Origin of the sequence: Vibrio sp. 10N.261.52.A1, from assembly GCF_002876325.1 — a bacterium.
Taxonomy (GTDB): Bacteria; Pseudomonadota; Gammaproteobacteria; order Enterobacterales; family Vibrionaceae; genus Vibrio; species Vibrio chagasii.
In genome coordinates this window covers 1-2,076 of record NZ_MCYD01000256.1, presented here as the reverse complement: position 1 = coordinate 2,076, position 2,076 = coordinate 1, and the positions used below count along the sequence as shown (strand labels likewise).

At 44.4% G+C, this 2,076-nt stretch carries 2 protein-coding genes; one reads left to right on the top strand and one right to left on the bottom strand.

Annotated elements, in window-relative coordinates; translation table 11 throughout:
* The coding region (locus tag BCT81_RS03340; RefSeq protein WP_198596836.1) for a MipA/OmpV family protein at positions 1-467 on the bottom strand (467 nt) is incomplete at its 3' end.
* Positions 468-863: 396 nt separating this feature from the next.
* Here BCT81_RS03340 and BCT81_RS03335 point away from each other — a divergent pair.
* Positions 864-2,076: PrkA family serine protein kinase (locus BCT81_RS03335; RefSeq protein ID WP_102423238.1), on the top strand; the 1,213-nt coding region annotated here is incomplete at its 3' end.

Here is a 2,076-nt window from a genome sequence, read left to right as displayed (position 1 = left end):
TCACTGTTGTAAGCGTAACCAATCGAAGGCGTAATCGCCCAGCCGTTGCGGCGAATAGGCAGGCGCCAAGCCGCTTCAGCATAAATACCGTTGTGCCTAAAGCCTAAGTCTGAGCCCGCTGTTGCCTCAAACATACCCACCAGCGTAATCACTTGATAGCTGACGCCACCTAATACCGAAGCTTTACGTTCATCTAGTTTTTGAATATCCACATTGTCTGAGTCACCTGGCTTTAATGTTCTTGGATCATAAACCGCTCGAAACACAATATTCTGAGGTGAGCCAGCTGGTAACAAACGATAGCCAGCGCTGAATCCACGCATGAAAAAGTGTTCACCTTCATAGCCAATCATAGGAATAACCGCGCGATTTGACGCCGTGTCTTTATACACAGCAGGAGAATAAGAGGCAGCCACACCCAATGACCATTGTGATATTTTTGCGTGCGTAGTGGTCGCCGTTAACATTGCTGTTCCAACAATGGCGATTTTTAACCAAAGACTCTTCACTGTTTCTACCTATTTTTTAAGCGATTTCTGATAACGCTGCGCATTATATGGTACTACATTCCAAAAAATCAATAGAACCCAGTAATACATCCGATATACATAAATACAGTGTGGGAATTGCAAAATTGCTAAAAAACACAAAACAAAAGGCCGAAACCCTTCGTATATAAATTTATTTGATTCTGCGCGCATCAAGTTGCCGACTGCTTTCGCGACTCATTCAACACGCAAAATTGTAAATAAATACATAATTGTTAAGCAAAATTGTGGAAGCGGGTCTAACCTTAAAATGTAGGGAGAGCCTATTTTTCAATCGCTCGTCAGTTTTGACTGGTTAACAAGGGGAATGTGACTATGAGTATATTTGACCACTATCAATCACGTTATGAAGCAGCCAAGGAAGAAGAGCTGACACTGCAAGAGTTCTTGGCGCTGTGTAAAGACGACAAAAGTGCTTACGCCAACGCTGCGGAGCGCTTACTTCTGGCTATTGGCGAACCTGAGGTTATTGACACCGCGCAAGACCCTCAACTAAGTCGCATTTTCTCTAACCGAGTTATATCTCGTTACCGTGAATTCGAAGATTTTTACGGCATGGAAGACGCGATTGAACAGATTGTTTCTTATCTAAAACATGCTGCGCAAGGCCTAGAAGAACGCAAACAGATCCTCTACTTGCTGGGTCCTGTGGGCGGCGGTAAATCATCGCTTGCTGAAAAGCTAAAAGCACTGATGCAAAAGCTACCTATTTACGTACTTTCTGCTGACGGTGAACGAAGCCCAGTAAATGACCACCCATTTTGTCTATTTGACGTCAATGAAGATGGTGACTTACTGAAAAACGAGTATGGCATCGAAAAACGCTATCTTCGTTCGATTATGTCTCCATGGGCTGCAAAACGCCTGCATGATTTCGGCGGCGACATTTCTAAATTCAAAGTCATCAAGCTACGCCCTTCTATCCTCGACCAAGTGGCGATCGCGAAGACAGAGCCTGGTGATGAAAACAACCAAGATATCTCTTCACTAGTTGGTAAAGTAGATATCCGTAAACTAGAACACTTCTCTCAAGATGATCCAGATGCCTACAGCTACTCTGGTGCGCTATGTAAAGCTAACCAAGGTCTGATGGAATTCGTAGAGATGTTCAAAGCACCGATCAAGGTACTACACCCTCTACTAACAGCAACTCAAGAAGGTAACTTCAACGGTACTGAAGGGCTTTCTGCACTGCCATTCGACGGTATGATTCTGGCTCACTCGAACGAATCCGAGTGGCAGACATTCCGCAATAACAAGAACAATGAAGCCTTCCTTGACCGTGTGTACATTGTAAAAGTCCCTTACTGTCTGCGCGTTTCTGAAGAAGTTAAGATCTACAAGAAACTGCTTGAGCACAGTGAACTGTCGAATGCACCGTGTTCACCAAGCACACTCGACCTGCTATCGCAATTCAGCATCCTATCGAGACTGAAAGAGCCTGAGAACTCATCCCTGTTCTCGAAAATGCGCGTTTACGATGGTGAAACCCTTAAAGATACCGATCCAAAAGCGAAGAGTTACCAAG